The organism is Sphingomonas sp. (assembly GCF_041661885.1).
In the GTDB taxonomy this organism is placed as follows: domain Bacteria; phylum Pseudomonadota; class Alphaproteobacteria; order Sphingomonadales; family Sphingomonadaceae; genus Sphingomonas.
The window spans coordinates 318,245-335,737 of sequence record NZ_JBAZTL010000003.1 but is presented as its reverse complement, the minus strand read 5'-3'; the positions used below and the strand labels follow the sequence as shown (position 1 = coordinate 335,737).

The window sequence follows — 17,493 nt, the reverse complement described above, 5'->3', positions numbered from 1 at the left end:
CACCTGATCCTTCACTTTGCCGATCCCGTGCAGCACCAGCCAGCCAGTGGCGAAGGTCAAAGCCAGCGAAGCGAAACACATCTCCTCCACAAATCGCGCGCCCGCGCTACATCCCGTCCCCCCTCTGCGCCTCTGCGTCCTCCGTGCCTCTGCGCGAACAAAAGGAAGAATGATTCGCGCAGAGGCGCAGAGGACGCGGAGCAGAAGGAGAGAGAATGCCTGCGGCGCTTTAGACCATCGTTTCGGGGCGGACTAAGCGATCGAACGTCTCGGCATCGACCAGTCCGAGCGCTAGTCCTGCTTCCTTGAGGGTCAGCCCTTCATGGTGCGCGTGTTTGGCGATCTTGGCGGCATTGTCATAGCCGATTTCGGGCGCGAGTGCGGTGACCAGCATCAGCGAGCGCTCGACCAGTTCGGCGATCCGCGCGCGATTCGGTTCGATCCCCTCGACACAGCGTTCGGCGAAACTCGCCATCCCGACGCTCAGCAAATCGATCGAGCGCAGCAGCGCCGCCCCTAGCATCGGCTTGAACACGTTGAGTTCGAGATGCCCCTGTAGGCCGCCAATGGTGATCGCCTGATGATTGCCGATGACTTGCGCCGCCACCATCGTCAGCATTTCGCACTGCGTCGGATTGATCTTGCCCGGCATGATCGAGCTACCGGGTTCATTCTCCGGCAAATGCAACTCGCCCAACCCCGAACGCGGGCCTGAACCCAGCAAGCGAATGTCGTTGGCGATCTTGGTCAGCGCGACCGCCAGCGTGTTGAGCGTGCCCGACACATGCACGATCGGATCGTTCGAGGCGAGCGCCTCGAACGCATTCTCGGCCGGGTGGAACGGCAGGCCGGTAATCTCGGCAATCGCGCGGCAGACATCTTCGGCAAAACCGACCGGGGCATTCAGCCCGGTGCCGACCGCGGTGCCGCCCTGCGCCAGCCGGTTAGTGCCATGCGTGATTGCCGGGTCGATCCGTCGGCGGCAGCGATAGACCTGGTTGGCGTATCCCGAAAATTCCTGCCCGAGCGTGACCGGTGTCGCATCCTGCAAATGCGTGCGGCCAATCTTGACGATCTCGGTCCAGTCGCGCGCCTTGCTGTCGAGCGCCGCATAAAGCCGGTCGAGCGCCGGATAGAGCCGCTCGGTCACGCCCAACGAGGCCGCAATGTGCAAAGCGGTCGGGAAGCTGTCGTTCGACGACTGGCTCATATTGACGTGATCGTTGGGGTGGACCGGCACCTTGCCGCCGCGCGTCCCGGTCAGCAGCTCATTGGCGCGCCCGGCGATCACTTCATTGACGTTCATGTTGGACTGGGTGCCGCTGCCGGTCTGCCAGATGACCAAAGGAAATTGATCGTCGAGCTTGCCCGCCGCTACCTCCGCCGCCGCCGTCTCGATCGCATCGGCAATCTCGGCGGGCAGGCCATGCTGGCGGTTCACCCGTGCCGCCGCCTGCTTGACGATGGCGAGCGCATGGATGATCGCGATCGGCATCCGCTCGGTCGCGGGAAACGGGAAATTTTCGATCGAACGCTGCGTCTGCGCGCCCCAATAAGCGGATGCGGGGACTTGGATGCTCCCGAGCGAATCGGTTTCGGTGCGGGTGTTCTGAACCATGCCAACTCCGTCATGCCGGGCTTGTCCCGGCATCCACCGGGCTGCAAAGCCGATCGGGTGCGATGTGCGGCACGGTGGACCCCGGGACAAGCCCGGGGTGACGAAAATGGTCGTGTAACTGAGAGCCGCCTATCCGACCGGCTTATTTCTTCCGCTTGAAATCCACCGCGACAACGTTCGATCCATCCTCGACCGGCTTGATCGTCGGGCCGTCATTTTCCGCCTCCTCATGCGGCTCGGGCCCTTCGGGACCCTCTGCTGCCTGGAAGCGCAATTCGAAATTGACTGCGGGATCATGAAAGCCGGTGATCGCCGAATAGGGAATGACCAGCTTGGAGGGCACCTGGCTGAAGCTCAGCCCAACCGAGAATTTGGTGTCGTCGACCAGCAGATCCCAATAGCGATTCTGCATCACGATCGTCATTTCATCGGGAAACCGCTCGATCAGGCGCTGCGGAATGTCCACGCCGGGTGCCTGCGTTTTGAAGGTGATGTAGAAGTGATGCTCCCCCGGCAGGCCGCCATTGCTGGCAACCGAACCGAGCACGCGGCCAACCACGGCACGCAACGCCTCCTGGACGATCTCGTCATAGGGAATCAGACTATCGGGAAGGCCATCGCTCATGCGCCCTTGGGTAGCGGGCTTTGCGTCGTCGTCAAGATTGGGGAGTCAACATAGGCAGCAAGATTGCATGAGTTCCCAAGCGCGTTATGGGGAAACCATGCGCACCGCCACGATCAGCCGCCACACCAGCGAGACGTCGATCGACGTCACCGTCAACCTCGATGGCACGGGGGCGTACACCGTCTCCACCGGCATCGGCTTTTTCGATCACATGCTCGAACAGCTCAGCCGCCATTCGCTGATCGACATGGACATCAAGACGGTGGGCGATCTGCATATCGACCAGCATCACACGGTCGAGGATACCGGCCTTGCGATCGGCGAAGCGGTGCTGAAGGCGCTGGGCGAGAAGCGCGGCATCCGCCGTTATGCCGATGCGCTGTCACCGATGGACGAAACGCTCACCCGCGTCGCGATCGATATTTCGGGGCGGCCCTATCTGGTGTGGAAAACCGCATTTTCGCAAAAACGCCTCGGTGAAATGGACACCGAAATGTTCGAGCATTTCTTCCATTCCTTCGCGCAGACCGCAGGCATCACGCTGCACATCGAAACGCTGTACGGCACCAACAACCACCACATCGCCGAAGCCGCCTTCAAGGGCGTCGCGCGGGCATTGCGCGAAGCGGTCGAAATCGACCCGCGCAAGGCAGGCGTGATCCCCAGCACCAAGGGGACGTTGTGAAACTCCCCTCCCGCTTGCGGGAGGGGCTGGGGGAGGGCCTGTCCTCCCGGCCCGCTATCTTGCCATCCCCTCCCCTAACCCAGTGCCGGGTGAAGAGCGCCCCGCGCTCTTCAGGTCATGCCGGGGGCATGACCGACCCGGCGCTCGCAAGCGGGAGGGGAATGTGACCCTCGCCCTGATCGATTATGGCGCGGGCAACCTGCATTCGGTCGCCAATGCCCTGAAAGCAGCGGGCGCGCGCGACGTGCTCATCACCGCCGATGCCGCCGCCGTAACAACCGCCGACCGCATCGTCCTGCCCGGCGTCGGTGCGTTCGGCGCGTGCGCGGCGGCTCTGCGCGCGGTGCCGGGCATGGTCGAGGCGCTCGAACAGCGCGTGCGGCGGAACGCCGTGCCCTTTCTCGGCATTTGCGTCGGGATGCAGTTGATGGCCGACACCGGCGAGGAACTGGGCACGCATCAGGGGCTCGGCTGGATGCGTGGTACGGTCCGCCACCTCACCCCCGCCGACCCATCCGCCAAGGTGCCGCACATGGGCTGGAACGATGTCGTGCCGAGCGTCGCGCACCCGCTGATCGTGCCCGGCGAGGCGTATTTCCTGCATTCCTACGCGTTCGAGGGCGACGATGTAATCGCCGGCACCGATCATGCCGGCCCGGTCACCGCCGCCATTGGCCGCGACAACATGCTGGGCGTGCAATTCCACCCCGAAAAGAGCCAGCGTTACGGGCTCGATCTTCTCACGCGATTCTTGAGCTGGAAACCATGAGCCTTATCGTTTTCCCCGCCATTGATCTGAAGGGCGGCCAGGTCGTCCGCCTGGCCGAAGGCGATATGGACCGCGCGACCGTCTATGGCGACGATCCCGCCGCGCAGGCGATGCTGTTCGCACAAGCGGGCGCGGAGCATCTCCACGTCGTCGATCTCGACGGCGCGTTCGCGGGCGAATCGGTCAATGGCGAAGCGGTGCGCGCGATCGTCGAGCGCTTCCCCGGCCATGTGCAATTGGGCGGCGGCATCCGCGACCGCGCCGGGATAGAGCGCTGGTTCGACCTCGGCGTGTCGCGCGTGGTGATCGGCACCGCCGCGCTCGAAAACCCCGATTTGGTGCGCGAAGCGGCACGCGATTTTCCCGGCGGCATCGTCGTCGCGGTCGATGCGCGCGACGGCTTCGTCGCGACCAAGGGCTGGGCCGATGTCTCGACCGTCGAAGTGATCGACATGGCGCGCCGCTTCGAGGATGCGGGCGTCGCAGCCCTCCTCTTCACCGATGTCGGGCGCGACGGTTTGCTGAAAGGCTGCAATGTCGAGGCAACGGTCGATCTGGCGCGCGCGGTGCGCATTCCGGTTATCGCCAGTGGCGGCGTGAAGGGCATTGCCGAAATCCACGTGCTCGCGCTGCATAACCGCGATGGCGTGGAAGGCGTAATTACGGGCCGCGCGCTGTATGACGGGCGGCTCGATCTGGCGACGGCGCTGGCTGTGGCGGCGGCGGCGGCGGCGTGAGCGCTCTTCTTTCTCCCCTCCCGCTTGCGGGAGGGGTCGGGGGTGGGCTCCCGGCCACAACAAGCGGTATCTTTCGTGGTGAGCGCGCGCCCACCCCCAGCCCCTCCCGCAAGCGGGAGGGGAGGAACATATGACCGTCCGCGCGCGCGTCATCCCCTGTCTCGACGTCGCCAATGGCCGCGTCGTCAAGGGCGTCAACTTCGTCGAACTGCGCGATGCCGGCGACCCGGTCGAGCAAGCGCGCGCTTATGATGCGGCGGGGGCGGACGAACTGTGCTTCCTCGACATCACCGCCAGCCATGAAGCGCGCGGCACGATCCTCGATGTCGTGCGCCGCACCGCCGAAGTGTGCTTCATGCCGCTGACCGTCGGCGGCGGGGTGCGCTCGGTCGAGGATGCGCGCGCGCTGCTGCTGGCGGGCGCGGACAAGGTTGCGATCAACAGCGCGGCGGTGGCGCGGCCCGACCTCGTCGCCGATCTTGCCGATCGCTTCGGCAGCCAATGCGTCGTCGCCTCGGTCGATGCGCGGCGGGTGGAGGGCGGTTGGGAAGTGTTCACGCATGGCGGCCGGCGCGCGACCGGCATCGACGCCGTCGCCCACGCGCTGCGCCTGGCCGAACTCGGCGCGGGCGAATTGCTCGTCACCTCGATGGACCGCGACGGCACGCGGCAAGGCTTCGACCTCGCGCTCACCCGCACCATTGCCGATCAGGTGCGCGTGCCGGTGGTCGCCTCAGGCGGGGTCGGTGGTTTGTCCGATCTCGTCGCGGGGATCAGCGAGGGCCATGCCAGCGCGGTGCTCGCCGCCTCGATCTTCCATTTCGGCGAAGCAAGCATTGCCGACGCCCATGCCGCGCTGGCGGCAGCGGGCATCCCGGTGCGGCGGCCGGTTTCGGGCTGAGGTCCATCCTTCCCCGGCGCAGGCCGGGGAAGGAAAATGCGGAAGAAGCAGGAAAGAAAAGAGAGGCAAGACGCCACGCCGCGCCCTATACGCATCGCATGCGCTTCCTCTTCGCTCTGTTGCTCGCCACCCCCGCCCTCGCCGCCCCGCATAGCGGCGTCGTCACCCCGCGTACCGGGCCCGAACTGTCGGACGTCGCTTTGTTCGTGGTCGCCGCAATCGGCGTGTTCGTGGTGCGCCGCGCGCTTCGCAAACGCTTTATGAAGCGCCCGCCCAAGGATTGACGCGCGGCAGCACTTGCGCCAGCCGTGGCGCATGGCCCAAGACCCGATCGATCAGCTCGAGCGCACGATCCACGCCCGCAAGGGTGCCGATCCCGCAACCTCCTACACCGCCAAGCTGTTCGCGCGCGGCCGCCGCAAGATCGCGCAGAAGGTTGGCGAGGAAGCAGTCGAGACCGTCATCGCCGCTTTGGTGGAGGACAAGGCGGCATTGGTGGGTGAAGCGACCGATCTCGTCTTCCACCTGCTCGTGCTGCTGGCCGAGTGCGACGTCACGCTCGACGACATCCGTGCCGAAATCGCACGGCGCGAAGGCGTATCGGGAATCGACGAAAAGGCCGCGCGCACCGCGTAAATCTCCCCTCCCGCTTGCGGGAGGGGCTGGGGGAGGGCATGAACCTCCAGCACCGCCGGGAGCTCCAGGAGGACAGCCCCTCCCCTAACCCCTCCCGCAAGCGGGAGGGGAATTTATGCCCGTCGACGCCACTTTGCCCTATGACGACCAGAACGTCTTCGCCAAAATCCTGCGCGGCGAAATTCCCGCGGCGCGGCTGTACGAGGACGACTACGCCCTCGCCTTTCCCGACATCAACCCGCAATCCCCCACGCACATCCTGGTGATCCCCAAGGGGCGCTACGTGTCGTGGGATGATTTCAGCGCGAACGCGTCCGATGCCGAAATCACCGGCTTTGTCCGCGCGGTCGGCAAGGTCGCGCGTGATGCCGGGCTGGTCGCGCCCGGATATCGGCTGCTCGCCAATAGCGGCACCGATTCGCATCAGGAAGTACCGCACCTTCACGTCCATATTTTCGCCGGACGCGCGCTTGGGCCGCTGCTCGCACGCTAAGGGGATTGCGCGCGCCCGTTTTGGCTTTAGGCTCGTATATCAAGCGCGCGTATCGCTGGATCGCGCAGCACACACGTGGGGATCCAACTGCATGATTTTTGACAGGGTGAAATCTCTGGACGCGATTCTCGCGACCGCCGAAAAGAAGGGTCTGCATCGATCGCTGGGCGCGTTCCAGTTGACGATGCTCGGCGTTGGCGCGGTGATCGGCACGGGTATCTTCGTGCTGACAGCCGTTGCCGCGCAAAAGGCCGGACCGGGCATGATGCTGAGCTTCTGCATCGCAGGGTTCGTTTGCGCGGTTGCCGCGCTATGTTATTCCGAACTTGCTTCGATGGTTCCGGTCGCCGGATCAGCCTACACCTATACCTACGCGGTCATGGGCGAACTGCTGGCATGGATGGTCGGCTGGGCGCTCGTCCTCGAATATGCGCTGGGTGCCAGTGCGGTCGCGGTGGGGTGGTCGAACCATCTTGTCGGCGCACTCGCGGATGGGGGAATCCATTTTCCCGCCTTGATAAGCAATGCGGACGGCCTGATGGCCAAGGTCGCGCTCGCGTTCGGCAGTGCGCCAACGCCCGATTTGCTGGCGGCTGCGCATAATGGGGGCTACATCAACGTGCCCGCTGTCCTCATCGTCTTCGCCGTGACGGCCTTGCTGATCAAGGGCACAACCGAGAGCGCAATCTTCAATGCGGTGTTGGTGGTCGTGAAGCTCGTCGCGCTCACCGCCTTCATCATCATCACCCTGCCGCAGATGCATCCGGCCAATTTCCACCCGTTCACGCCAACCGGCTTTGGGAATCTCACCAGCGGAACCGGCTATGTCGGTGCCGCCGCGTCGATCTTCTTCGCCTATGTCGGCTTCGACGCCGTTTCGACCGCGGCCGAGGAAACGCGCAATCCGCAGCGCAATGTGCCGATCGGGTTGATCGGTAGTCTGGTGATTTGCACGGTCATTTATTTGCTGGTCGCGGCTGGCGCGATCGGCACGATGGGGGCGCAACCCGTAACATCTGCGGCTGGCGCGTTTCTGGCACCCGGCTCGCCCGAAATGGCCGGGCGGTGCGCCGCAATCGTCGCCAGTGGCGCGACCGAGCCGCTGGTGTGTTCGAAACACGCGTTGGTCCACGTGCTGCAGACCATTGGCTACCCCTATATCGGTTGGCTGGTCGGGCTTGCGGCAATCGTGGCTTTGCCGTCGGTCGTGCTCATGATGATGTTCGGCCAGACGCGCGTGTTCTTCACGATGGCGCGCGACGGCTTGCTTCCGTCTTCGTTCGCGAAGGTCCACCCGAAGTTCAAGACGCCCTATGTCGTGACCGCCGTGACCGGCGTATTCGCGCTGGTGTTTGCAGGGCTGCTGCCGGTCGGCAGTCTTGCGGATTATTCGAACTCGGGCACGCTGTTTGCGTTCGCGATGGTCGCTCTCGCCGTGTTGGTGCTGCGGATCAAGGACCCGTCACGCAAGCGTAGCTTCCGCACACCTGCGGTGTGGCTGGTCGCGCCGCTGGCGATCATCGGCTGCATCGTGCTTTACGCGGCATTGGATACGACATCGAAACTGGTGCTGGTTGGCTGGGGCGGGATCGGCCTGATCGTCTATTTCCTCTACAGCCGCTCGCGCAGCCATGTCGGTCGCGGCATCGTCGATGGGCCGGAACCGGACATCCTGCCATATCCGCCGGGTTCGATCTGAGCCTGGATCCATTACACAGGAAAAAGGCCGGGGATCACTCCCCGGCCTTTTTTGTTTGTGTGGCGAACCGACTGTCGCGCCTCCCCTCCCTTCAAGGGAGGGGAGGCGCGCGTTCAGCCGAGCTTGCTTGCGATCAGCGCCTGCAAATCGACCTGCGCGCGCGCGCCGTAATGCGAGATGATTTCGGCGGCGCAGATCGCGCCCATCTTGAGCGAGGCTTCGATGCTCTTGCCCTGCGCCTGGCCGCGCAGGAAACCGGCGGCGAATAGGTCGCCCGCACCGGTGGTGTCGACCACACGCTCGATCGGCTCGGCTGGAACCGCGACGGTTTCCCCGCCCGAGACCGCGATCGCGCCATGCTCGCTGCGCGTCACCACCAGCATCGGTACTTCGGTAGCAGCCGCTGCTACCGCCGCGTCGAAATCCTCGGTGCCCATCAAGGCGGTGATCTCGGCTGCATTGGCGAACATGATATCGATCAGACCATCGGCCATCAGCTTGCGGAAATCGCCACCGTGGCGCGAAATGCAGAACACGTCGCTGAGCGTAAAGGCGACCTTGCGCCCCGCCTTGCGCGCGACCTCGATCGCGGCGCGCATCGCCTGGCGCGGCTCTTCCGGGTCCCACAGATAGCCTTCGAGATACAGGATCGCGGCGCTCGCGATCAGGTCACGGTCGAGCGCGGCCTCGGGCAGGAATTGCGAGGCACCGAGGAAGGTGTTCATCGTGCGCTGGCCATCGGGCGTGACGAAGATCAGGCAGCGCGCCGTCGTCGGTGCGCCTTCACGCGCGGCGGTGGTGAAATCGATGCCGACCGCGCGAATGTCATGCGCGAAGATGTCGCCCAGTTCATCGTTGGCGACCTGGCCGATAAAGCCGCATTTGCCGCCCATCGCGGCGATGCCCGCCACGGTGTTGGCGGCAGACCCGCCGCTCGCCTCGATTCCCGGCCCCATCTTGGCGTAGAGCGCGTCGGCTTCCTCGGGCGAGAACATCAATTGCATCGAGCCTTTGGTCATCGCCGCCTCGGCGAGGAAGGCGTCGTCGGACTGCGACAACACGTCGACGATGGCATTGCCGATCGCGACGACGTCGTAGGTGGGCTCGCTCACAAATGGTCTCCGGTCAAAAAAGGTTGCTGCGCCGTACCGGGGCCTCGGCCACGACGCAACCGCCCGCCGGTCAGAGGTCGAGCGCCCAGCCGTCGCGGCCCTTGGGGTCGATCGGCTTGGTCGGCACATAGCGCACCGCCCCCGCGCTCAAGCGCAGGATCGACCAGTCGCCGCGCCGGTCGACCGCGTCCAGCGTGCAACCGCATTCGCCAAACGCCGCGACCACATCGCCGCGTTGCGTTTCCAGCAAACCCGCCAGCACGATCGTCGCGCCGGGCGCCGCGATTGCGGCAATCTCGGGTGCCATCGACACTAGCGGACCCGCCAGAATGTTGGCGATCAGCAGATCATACGGAGCACGCGCGGTGATGCTGTCATCAAGCGCGCCATCGGCGACGATCAAATCGATCGCCGGAATCGCGTTCAGTTCGGCATTCTCGCGCGTTACCACGATCGCGCGGGGGTCGATGTCGGTGGCGACAATCTCAGCCTCGGGCCACAAATGCCGCGCGGCAAACGCCAGCAGGCCGGTGCCAGTGCCGACATCGATGATCCGCGCGAACGATTGCCCCGCCATCTCGTCCAGCATTGCGAGACACCCAGAGGTGGTCGCATGATGCCCTGTCCCGAACGCCTGCCCAGCCTCGATCAGAAAAGCACGCCCGCCCGGTGGCGGCGCGACCGGGTGCGCGCTGGTGTGGACGACGAAGCGCCCCTCGGCGATCGGTTCCAGCCCTTGCTGGCTGAGCGTCACCCAATCCTCGTCCGCCAGCATCTCGATCACGGGCGGCGTGGTGGCGGCACTCGGCACCAATGCACAGATCGCGGCGATCGTCTCGGGCGAGGGTTCGGCCTCGAGATAGGCGTCGAGCCGCCAATGCTCGCGGTCATCTTCCTCGATTTCGGTCGTCATCAGCACGACGCCCTCCGCCACATCCTCGGCAGCATCGATCGCCTCGGCTTCGGCGCGAGTGCACGGCACGCTCAATTTCCAACTGGTCATGCCAGCCTCCTGCCCATCCCCTTTACCCCGCGCAAGCGGGCATCATATTCTTCTCTGCGTCCTCCGCGCCTCTGCGCGAAAAAAAGAAGATTCTGTTCGCGCAGAGGCGCGGAGGACGCAGAGGAAGTAGGAGCGAGAGAAGTGCGCTGCACGCCTATTCGTGGCGGAGCGCGTCGATTGGGTTGAGCGAGGCCGCGCGGCGCGCCGGGAAATAGCCGAACACCACGCCGATCAACGCGGAAATGCCAAAGGCGATCAAATTGATCTGCGGCACGAACAGGAAATCTACCTTCATCACACCCGACAGCCCGAACACCGCCAGTTGCGCCACGATCAGCCCGATCACGCCGCCCAGCATCGACAGGGCGATCGCCTCGACCAGAAACTGCATTAGCACCTCCTTCGCCACCGCGCCGATCGCCAAGCGGATACCGATCTCGCGCGTGCGCTCGGTCACCGACACCAGCATGATGTTCATGATGCCGATCCCGCCCACGATCAGGCTGATCGCCGCCACCGTGGTGACGATGCCGGTGAGCAAGGTCGTCAACTGCGTCAGCGTCGCCGCGATCTGTGCTGCATCGAAGATGCTGAAATCATCGTCCTTGCCGCCGTTGATGTTGCGGCGCTCGCGCAGGAGATTTTCGATCGATGCCTGCACCGCCGAACTGGCATAGGCTTGGTCGACGCCGACCAGCATCAGCTTCAGGTCGGTCGAACCGGTAAAACGGCGCTGCACTGTCTTCAAAGGCATAATGATAACATCGTCCTGGTCACCGCCGAACCCGCCCTGACCGCGCTTCGACAGCAGCCCGACCACATCGCACGAAATTCCCGCGATGCGCAGCCGCGTGCCAATCGGCGAGCCGCCTCGATAAAGATTATCGTTGACGGTGTTGCCGATGATGCAGACCGATTTGCCCGCCGCTTCCTCGGCTGCGGTAAAGATGCGGCCCTGCGCGAGCGGCCAGGACTGGACTTGGAAATAGGCGTTGGTCGTGCCGTTGACGGTGGTTGACCAATTGGCCCCTTCGTAGATCGCGGTGCCGCTCGTGCCGGCCTGCGCGGCGACTGCGGTGACGCCGGCGATCTGGTCGCGGATCGCGATCGCATCAGCCGGCTTGAAATCGGGCGGGCGCGGTCCGCCGCCGCCGCGGCCGAAGCCCTGCCCCGGGCGCACCTGCAGGATGTTGCTGCCGAGCGCGGAGACCGATTTTTGCGCCGCGATCGTGGTCGCCTGGCCGAGCGTCACCATCGTCACCACCGCCGCCACGCCAATGATGATGCCAAGTGTCGTCAGGAACGAACGCAATTTATGCCGCGAGATCGACCGCAATGCGAGGATGAGCGTGGTGCCAAGCATCAGATCAGCGCCGGAACATCGCCGACGGCGTGCTGCGTGTCGACGCGCTCCACCAGCCCATCCTTGAAATGCACGATCGTGCGCGCGAACGCCGCCATGTCGGGCTCATGCGTCACCATGATCACCGTGATCCCATTGTCGCGGTTAAGCCCCTGCAGTAACCGCATGATCTCCACCGAGCGCTCCGAATCGAGGTTGCCGGTCGGCTCATCCGCCAGCAACACTGCCGGGCTGGTAACGATCGCCCGCGCGATGGCGACGCGCTGCTGCTGGCCGCCCGATAGCTCCGCCGGGGTGTGATCCCACCAATCCGCCAGCCCGACTTTGTCGAGCGCCGCCATCGCCGCCGCGCGGCGCTCCTTGCGCGGATCGCCGCGATAAAGCAGCGGCAGCTCGACATTCTCCAGCGCGGTGGTGCGCGCGAGCAAGTTGAAGCCCTGGAAGACGAAGCCGAGATAGCGCCGCCGCAGCAAGGCGCGCTGGTCGCGGTCGAGCGTTTCGACATGCACCCCCTTGAACTGGAAGGTCCCCGCGCTCGGCACGTCGAGACAGCCGAGAATGTTCATCGTCGTCGACTTGCCCGATCCACTCGCCCCCATCACCGCGACAAAATCACCAGCCGCAATATCAAGGTCGATGCCCTTGAGCGCGAGGAAGGCGGTCGCGCCTTCGCCATAGCTCTTGGTTACCCGGCGCAGCGCGATGATCGGCGCGCCTTCGTCCGGCACATAGGATGTGCCGGCGCTGTCGGCGGCGTTACTGGCCATTGCCCTGCTCGCCAGCCTTGCGTTTCGCGGTAGCGCCCGTGGCGAGCTGCCCGGTGATCACCTTGTCGCCAGGTTTCAGCGCGCCGCCGATCACCTCGGTCATCGTGCCGTTGCTCTCCCCGGTCGTGATCTGCACTGGCTGCGGGGTGCCGCTCGCATCGGCGACATAGACCGTCTGCGATCCGCCACGCTTGACCGTTTCGCCCTTGCCCGTTCCGGCCCCGCCGCGCTTGGGTGGACGCGGCCCGATCTGGAAACCCTTGCTCGCATCCGCTGCCGTAGACGCGGGCGCGAAGCGGAGCGCGGCATTGGGCACCAGCAACACATTGGTCTTGGCGGTGGTGACGATGTCGGCGGTCGCGGTCATGCCGGGGCGCAATTGCAAGTCGGCATTCCCAACGCTCAACGTCGCGCTGTACGAGACCACCTGGCCTGCAGCGCTGGTCGTCGTCGATGCCGTGGTCGCCGTGCTCAGATTCGAGCCGAGATCGACCCGGGTGATCGTGGCGGGAAAGGTCTTGCCGGGAAATGCATCGACGGTGAAGGTCGCCTTCTGCCCCTGCTTGACCGATCCGACATCGGCTTCGTCGATGGCAACCTGCAATTTCATCGCCGACAAATCCTGCGCGATGACGAACAGGGTCGGCGTGCTGAAGGAGGCGGCAACGGTCTGGCCCGGCTCGATCTGGCGCGCCAGCACCACGCCGTTGACGGGCGAGCGGATCACCGTTTTCACCAATTGCGTGGCGTTGGACGACAGCGTTGCGCGCGCCGACACGACATTGGCCTCAGCCGCCTTCACATTGGCAATGGCGCGGTCGCGATCGGCGATCCCCTGTTCAAGCTCGGTCTTGGCCGGTACGCGCCCGCCCGACAGGCGACTGACTTCCTGCAAGCGCGCAAGCTGCGCTGTCGACTGCGCCAGCGTCGCCTGGTTTTGCGCGACCGCTGCCTCCGCCGCGTTGAGTGCAGCTTGGCTTTGGTTGACCGTATCCTGGAATCGCGACGGATCGACCAGCGCCAGCGGCTGCCCCTGCGTTACGCGATCGTTGACATCGACCAGCACTTTGGTGACCAGCCCCGACAATTCCGAACCGACTTGCACCTGATTGGTGGGCGCAAGCTTGCCCGTCGCCGAAACGCTGACGGACAACGTCCCGCGCGCCACGGTTTCACTGGCATATTCGGGTTTGACCGGCCCTGCAAAACAGCTCTTCAACGCCAAGAGCAGTAGGATTACGCCCATCGCGATCGCACCCCATTTGGCCCAGCGCCGCCATGCAGGCACCGGCTTGGCCCCCAGGAAGACGTCCAGATCGGGACGAGCGGTGGAGGTGGCGGGATTAGCCATTTATCGTACCTGCGCGGGAGAAGGAGGGGTCGGGAGCGTCGTCGGGTCGGCGGTACTGTCCCAACCGCCGCCGAGCGCGAGATACAGTTGCACCAAGGCGTTGGCGCGATCGGACTGCGCCTGCGACAAGCCGTTGCGCGCCGACAACAGGCTGTTTTCAGCGGTGTTGAGCGTGGTAAAATCGGTCAGCCCAGCGCGATACTGGCTGCGCGACAGGATCGCGGTGTTGTTGGCGGCGTCAAGCGCGATGGTAAACTCCGCCGCGCGGCGCTTGGCACTGTCGAGCGCGACCACGGCATTTTCGACATCTTCCAGGCCGGTCAGCACGGTCGATTTATACGCAGCCAGCGCGCCATCGGCGGCGGCTTCATTGGCGCGCACTTGCGACCGCAGCCGCCCCCCGTTGAAGATCGCCTGCGTCAGCCCGGCAAAGGCCTGCCCCGCAATCGTCTGAAACAGATTGCCGATCTTGGAGGCGTCGGTCGAGAAGCTGCCGCTGATCGCCAACGCCGGGTAAAGTTGCGCCTTGGCCACGCCGATTTGCGCGGTGGCGGCGGCCAGCGTGCGTTCAGCGGCGCGCACATCCGGGCGCTGCCGCAGCGTATCGACCGGAATGCCAGCCGCGACCGAATCCGGCCCGGCGGGAATCGGCTTGACCGCCTCCAGCTCCGCCTTCAGCGCACCCGGCGCCTGTCCCGTCAACACGCCGAGCCGCGACACCGCCGCATTGTAATTCTGCTCGAGCGTCGGAATGGTCGCGGCGGTGCTTGCGCGCTGCGAGCGCGCCTGTTCGGCGTCGAGCGACGACACCAGCCCCGCTTGCACGCGGAACCCGGCAATCTCCAGATTGTCATCCTGCAGCGCCAGCGAGCCCTTCGCGTTGGCGAGTTGTGCCTGATACAGCCGCGCCAGCATGTAATTGCGCGCGGTTTCCGCCTCGGTCGACAGCAGCACTGTCGCGTAATTGAAGCCCGACGCCTGATATTGCGCGCGGTTGGCATCGACCGCGCCGCGAATTTCGCCGAACAAGCCGACCTGATAGGACGCGTTCAACCCCAGCGACAGCGTATCGCCCGATCCACGCCCGGTGATGATGGTGGCCCCGCCCGGAAGGGTGGTGGTGCCGCCGACAATGCGTTGCGAGCGCGTATAGCCCCCCGATCCGCTCACCGTCGGCAGCAGTTCGGCGCGCGACTGTACCAATGCCTCGCGCGCCTGCCGCAACCGCGCGACCGCTTGCGCAATATCGAGATTATTGGCGCGCGCGCGTTCGACGATGCTGACCAGCACGGGATCGTCGAAATGGGTCCACCAGGTCGTGAGCTCTGCCGTTGGCCGCGTGTCGGCGGCGACCGAATAGCCATCGGGCACGCCCAGCGCAGCCGGGGTCGCCGGATGATAAGCGGGCCCAACGGAACACCCCGCAATCGGCAATGTCAGGGCGAGCAGCAGGACGATTGGGGAGCGCATGGGACCTATTTGACTAATACACCGCGCGCGGTCCACCGAAATTTGGTCGCAATTTGTCGCGGAAACTACGCCTTGCGCTATTCCATTTCCAAGATGACCGCATCGACCGCGAGACTGTCGCCAGTTTTGGCGTTGATGGCCTTGACGATGCCCGCTTTTTCGGCGCGCAGGATGTTCTCCATCTTCATCGCCTCGACCACGGCGAGCGGCTGGCCCACTTCGACCTTGTCGCCCGCTGCGACATCCAGCCGCATCAGCAGGCCCGGCATCGGGCACAGCAGGAACTTCGACAGATCGGGCGGGATCTTCTCGATCAGATGCTGCGCATAAGGCGCGACATGCGCGGGCAGCACCCGCGCAATATGGCTCGCGCCGCGCGTGGTCAGCTTGAAGCCGGTGCGCGTGCGCGCGATCTTCACCGTCAGCGGGGCATCGTCGAGCTCGGCCTCGACCACGCGGTCGCCCGGCGTATATTCGAGCGCAATGTCGAGATCGGCGTCGTCGACGGTGATGCCGGTCGTCGAAATTGCCACCAGATGCTCAGCACCGCCAATCTTGACCGACCAGTCCGAAGGTGGCCGCAACCGTTTGCCAAGCTGCCCGTCGATCCGCCGCGCACGATCGGCCTCGGCGGTGGCGGCAAAGGCCGCGATCGCGGCGAGTGCTTCGGACAATTCGGGCGAGGCAGGCGCGCCGTGGAAGCCTTGCGCATATTCCTCGGCGATGAAGCCGGTGGTAATGTTGCCCGAGCGGAAGCGCGGATGCTGCATCAGCGCCGACAGGAAATCGATATTGTTGCCCGGCCCCTCAATCTCGAACGCGTCGAGCGCCGTGATCTGCGCATCGATCGCTTCCTCGCGCGTCGGCGCCCAGGTGATGAGTTTGGCGATCATCGGGTCATAAAACATACTGACCTCACCGCCCTCGCGCACGCCATCATCGACGCGGACATAAGACTCCCCTCCCGCTTGCGGGAGGGGTTGGGGGAGGGCATTTCCGGAAGACGCAGAGTTCATCAGCAGCCCCTCCCCTAGCCCAGTTTCAGGTGAACGATGCCCCGCATCGTTCAGGTCCGTCTGGGGGACGGACCGACCTGAAACTCGCAAGCGGGAGGGGAACGTGTACGGCGTGCTCTTACTCTCGGGCGGATTATACCGAACCAGCCGCCCGATGCTCGGCAGGAACCCACGATACGGGTCCTCGGCATAGACGCGATTTTCCACCGCCCAGCCGGTGAGCGTGACGTCCTCCTGCGTAAACCCTAGCGGCTCCCCCGCCGCAACGCGGATCATCAACTCAACCAGATCAAGCCCGGTCACCGCCTCGGTGACGGGATGTTCGACTTGCAGGCGGGTGTTCATTTCGAGGAAGTAGAAGCCCTCTCCGCTGGTATCCGCGCCCGACACGATCAGTTCGACCGTTCCGGCAGAATAATAACCAACCGCGCGCGCCAGCGCGACCGCCTGCTCACCCATCGCCTTGCGCATCTTCGGGGTGACGAACGGCGACGGGGCCTCTTCCACCACCTTTTGGTGCCGCCGCTGGATCGAGCATTCGCGCTCGCCCAGATAGACGATATTACCGTGCTGGTCGCCCATCACCTGGATTTCGATGTGACGCGGGCTTTCGATGAACTTCTCGATGAACACGCGGTCGTCGCCGAACGACGCGAGGCCCTCGCGCTTGGTCGCCTCAAAGCCCTCGCGCACATCCTGTTCGGAGTAAGCGAGCCGCATCCCCTTGCCGCCGCCGCCCGCGCTCGCCTTCATCATCACCGGATAGCCGATGTCGCTCGCGATCCGCACCGCTTCCTCGGTATCGGCGATTTCGCCCAGGAAGCCGGGGACGACATTCACCCCCGCCTGCTTGGCCAGCTTCTTCGATTCGATCTTGTCACCCATTGCGGCGATCGCGGCGGGCGGTGGCCCGACAAAGGCGATCCCCGCCTCGGCGCACGCCTTGGCGAAGCTCTCGCGCTCGGAGAGGAAGCCATAGCCCGGATGGATGCAGTCCGCGCCAGTGTCTTTCGCCGCCTGCAGGATCAGATCGGCGAGCAAATAGCTCTCCCCAGCCGGCGGCGGCCCGAGCCGCACCGCCTCGTCCGCCATCAGCACATGCGGGCTGCGCGCATCGGCGTCCGAATAGACCGCAACCGTCGCGATCCCCATCTTCTTGGCGGTGCGCATCACCCGGCAGGCGATTTCGCCGCGGTTGGCGACGAGGATTTTCTTGAACATTCTACTCTCCCCTCCCGCTTGCGGGAG

At 64.9% G+C, this 17,493-nt stretch carries 17 protein-coding genes; 8 read left to right on the top strand and 9 right to left on the bottom strand.

The genetic code is table 11. The features are described 5' to 3' along the window. Positions 1-229: 229 nt before the first annotated feature. Positions 230-1,618 carry a class II fumarate hydratase gene (fumC, locus tag WC704_RS08065; protein ID WP_372889398.1) on the bottom strand — a complete coding sequence of 463 codons (1,389 nt, stop codon included), beginning with the start codon at positions 1,616-1,618 and terminating at the stop codon, positions 230-232. A gap of 142 nt (positions 1,619-1,760) precedes the next feature. Further along, a complete protein-coding gene (locus WC704_RS08060) occupies positions 1,761-2,243 on the bottom strand; it encodes an SspB family protein (RefSeq protein ID WP_372889397.1) in 483 nt (160 codons plus the stop codon). 97 nt (positions 2,244-2,340) lie between these two features. Here WC704_RS08060 and hisB point away from each other — a divergent pair, with 97 nt between their 5' ends. From hisB to WC704_RS08020, 8 genes are all read left to right on the top strand, one after another. Then, positions 2,341-2,928: an imidazoleglycerol-phosphate dehydratase HisB gene (hisB, locus tag WC704_RS08055; RefSeq protein WP_372889396.1), complete on the top strand. Its 588-nt coding sequence runs from the start codon at positions 2,341-2,343 to the stop codon at positions 2,926-2,928. A 163-nt stretch (positions 2,929-3,091) separates the two neighbouring features. Next, entirely contained in the window at positions 3,092-3,697 is a 606-nt protein-coding gene (hisH, locus tag WC704_RS08050; protein WP_372889395.1) for an imidazole glycerol phosphate synthase subunit HisH, read from the top strand. Further along, complete coding sequence (hisA, locus tag WC704_RS08045) at positions 3,694-4,434, top strand: 1-(5-phosphoribosyl)-5-[(5-phosphoribosylamino)methylideneamino]imidazole-4-carboxamide isomerase (protein WP_372889394.1); 741 nt, start codon at positions 3,694-3,696, stop codon at positions 4,432-4,434. Before hisH ends, hisA begins: the two co-directional genes overlap by 4 nt. 130 nt (positions 4,435-4,564) lie before the next feature. Further along, on the top strand, positions 4,565-5,335 hold the full coding sequence (gene hisF, locus WC704_RS08040) for an imidazole glycerol phosphate synthase subunit HisF (protein ID WP_372889393.1): 771 nt from the start codon (positions 4,565-4,567) through the stop codon (positions 5,333-5,335). A 98-nt stretch (positions 5,336-5,433) separates the two neighbouring features. Then, positions 5,434-5,619 (top strand): hypothetical protein, encoded by a 186-nt coding sequence (locus WC704_RS08035; protein ID WP_372889392.1) that lies wholly within the window; start codon positions 5,434-5,436, stop codon positions 5,617-5,619. A 31-nt stretch (positions 5,620-5,650) separates the two neighbouring features. Next, a complete protein-coding gene (locus tag WC704_RS08030) occupies positions 5,651-5,971 on the top strand; it encodes a phosphoribosyl-ATP diphosphatase (RefSeq protein WP_372889391.1) in 321 nt (106 codons plus the stop codon). Between the two features lie 115 nt (positions 5,972-6,086). Then, the gene (locus WC704_RS08025) at positions 6,087-6,464 is read left to right on the top strand and encodes a histidine triad nucleotide-binding protein (RefSeq protein ID WP_372889390.1); all 378 of its coding nucleotides are present in this window, start codon (positions 6,087-6,089) and stop codon (positions 6,462-6,464) included. 91 nt (positions 6,465-6,555) lie between these two features. Next, entirely contained in the window at positions 6,556-8,163 is a 1,608-nt protein-coding gene (locus WC704_RS08020; protein WP_372889389.1) for an amino acid permease, read from the top strand. Between the two features lie 113 nt (positions 8,164-8,276). Here the strand turns inward: WC704_RS08020 and WC704_RS08015 are convergent, their stop codons facing one another. The 7 genes from WC704_RS08015 to WC704_RS07985 form a co-directional block, all read right to left on the bottom strand. Next, on the bottom strand, positions 8,277-9,275 hold the full coding sequence (locus WC704_RS08015) for an adenosine kinase (protein WP_372889388.1): 999 nt from the start codon (positions 9,273-9,275) through the stop codon (positions 8,277-8,279). A gap of 70 nt (positions 9,276-9,345) precedes the next feature. Further along, the gene (locus WC704_RS08010) at positions 9,346-10,278 is read right to left on the bottom strand and encodes a 50S ribosomal protein L11 methyltransferase (RefSeq protein ID WP_372889387.1); all 933 of its coding nucleotides are present in this window, start codon (positions 10,276-10,278) and stop codon (positions 9,346-9,348) included. A gap of 154 nt (positions 10,279-10,432) precedes the next feature. After that, complete coding sequence (locus WC704_RS08005; RefSeq protein WP_372889386.1) at positions 10,433-11,641, bottom strand: ABC transporter permease; 1,209 nt, start codon at positions 11,639-11,641, stop codon at positions 10,433-10,435. Further along, the gene (locus tag WC704_RS08000; protein ID WP_372889385.1) at positions 11,641-12,408 is read right to left on the bottom strand and encodes an ABC transporter ATP-binding protein; all 768 of its coding nucleotides are present in this window, start codon (positions 12,406-12,408) and stop codon (positions 11,641-11,643) included. Before WC704_RS08000 ends, WC704_RS08005 begins: the two co-directional genes overlap by 1 nt. Beyond that, positions 12,398-13,759, bottom strand: coding sequence for an efflux RND transporter periplasmic adaptor subunit (locus WC704_RS07995; protein ID WP_372889384.1), 1,362 nt, complete (start codon positions 13,757-13,759; stop codon positions 12,398-12,400). Before WC704_RS07995 ends, WC704_RS08000 begins: the two co-directional genes overlap by 11 nt. Continuing rightward, entirely contained in the window at positions 13,760-15,229 is a 1,470-nt protein-coding gene (locus WC704_RS07990) for an efflux transporter outer membrane subunit (protein ID WP_372889383.1), read from the bottom strand. 77 nt (positions 15,230-15,306) lie between these two features. Continuing rightward, the gene (locus tag WC704_RS07985) at positions 15,307-17,466 is read right to left on the bottom strand and encodes a biotin carboxylase N-terminal domain-containing protein (RefSeq protein WP_372889382.1); all 2,160 of its coding nucleotides are present in this window, start codon (positions 17,464-17,466) and stop codon (positions 15,307-15,309) included. Positions 17,467-17,493: the final 27 nt, after the last annotated feature.

Bases quoted from the DNA above. Each gene is read 5' to 3' on its own strand.
- WC704_RS07995 (WP_372889384.1), bottom strand. From the start codon at position 13,759: ATGGCTAATCCCGCCACCTCCACCGCTCGTCCCGATCTGGACGTCTTC.
- hisF (WP_372889393.1), top strand. From the start codon at position 4,565: ATGACCGTCCGCGCGCGCGTCATCCCCTGTCTCGACGTCGCCAATGGC.
- WC704_RS07985 (WP_372889382.1), bottom strand. From the start codon at position 17,466: ATGTTCAAGAAAATCCTCGTCGCCAACCGCGGCGAAATCGCCTGCCGG.
- fumC (WP_372889398.1), bottom strand. From the start codon at position 1,618: ATGGTTCAGAACACCCGCACCGAAACCGATTCGCTCGGGAGCATCCAA.
- WC704_RS08030 (WP_372889391.1), top strand. From the start codon at position 5,651: ATGGCCCAAGACCCGATCGATCAGCTCGAGCGCACGATCCACGCCCGC.
- WC704_RS08060 (WP_372889397.1), bottom strand. From the start codon at position 2,243: ATGAGCGATGGCCTTCCCGATAGTCTGATTCCCTATGACGAGATCGTC.
- WC704_RS08005 (WP_372889386.1), bottom strand. From the start codon at position 11,641: ATGCTTGGCACCACGCTCATCCTCGCATTGCGGTCGATCTCGCGGCAT.
- WC704_RS07990 (WP_372889383.1), bottom strand. From the start codon at position 15,229: ATGCGCTCCCCAATCGTCCTGCTGCTCGCCCTGACATTGCCGATTGCG.
- WC704_RS08000 (WP_372889385.1), bottom strand. From the start codon at position 12,408: ATGGCCAGTAACGCCGCCGACAGCGCCGGCACATCCTATGTGCCGGAC.
- WC704_RS08010 (WP_372889387.1), bottom strand. From the start codon at position 10,278: ATGACCAGTTGGAAATTGAGCGTGCCGTGCACTCGCGCCGAAGCCGAG.
- WC704_RS08025 (WP_372889390.1), top strand. From the start codon at position 6,087: ATGCCCGTCGACGCCACTTTGCCCTATGACGACCAGAACGTCTTCGCC.
- hisB (WP_372889396.1), top strand. From the start codon at position 2,341: ATGCGCACCGCCACGATCAGCCGCCACACCAGCGAGACGTCGATCGAC.
- WC704_RS08020 (WP_372889389.1), top strand. From the start codon at position 6,556: ATGATTTTTGACAGGGTGAAATCTCTGGACGCGATTCTCGCGACCGCC.
- hisA (WP_372889394.1), top strand. From the start codon at position 3,694: ATGAGCCTTATCGTTTTCCCCGCCATTGATCTGAAGGGCGGCCAGGTC.
- WC704_RS08035 (WP_372889392.1), top strand. From the start codon at position 5,434: ATGCGCTTCCTCTTCGCTCTGTTGCTCGCCACCCCCGCCCTCGCCGCC.